This window comes from Psychrobacter sp. 1U2, from assembly GCF_051847575.1.
The window spans coordinates 1-528 of sequence record NZ_JBPYDC010001772.1; the positions used below are offsets into that span (position 1 = coordinate 1).

The 528-nt window shown below is 42.6% G+C and carries 1 protein-coding gene; it reads right to left on the reverse strand.

Going from position 1 to position 528, the window contains the following annotated elements:
* Positions 1–101 precede the first annotated feature (101 nt).
* On the reverse strand, positions 102–528 hold a 427-nt coding region (locus tag ACS8FD_RS24325), incomplete at its 5' end, for an adenylosuccinate synthetase (RefSeq protein ID WP_439277732.1).

Consider the following 528-nt stretch of genomic DNA (forward strand, 5'->3'; position numbering starts at 1 on the left):
TATTGTATATTTACCAGTATTATTAATTTTTATAAAAAACCCTAATGCTAGCTCTTAGCTGAACATTAGGGTTTTGTCATTCAATAGTTTGTTCTATTTATCTACGCATCATACGGATCACGCAATACGATGGTCTCTTCGCGGTCAGGACCCGTTGAGATGATATCAACTGGGCAGCCAATCAACGCTTCGATACGCTTGATGTATTTTTTAGCATTTTCTGGCAAGTCATCATAGTTGGTAATACCGACAGTAGATTCGCTCCAACCTTCTAGCGTCTCATACTTTGGTGTTACTGATTCATAAAACTCAGCATCATGCGCGCCTGCGCATTCGGTTTCTGGTAGCTCATAACCAACACCAATTAATAGCTCTTCTAGACCATCTAATACGTCAAGCTTAGTCAAGCAGATACCTGACATAGAGTTCAGTACAACGGCGCGGCGTAGGGCTTCTGCATCAAACCAACCACAGCGACGTGCACGACCAGTGGTTGCACCAAACTCATGACCAACTTTAGCCAAATGC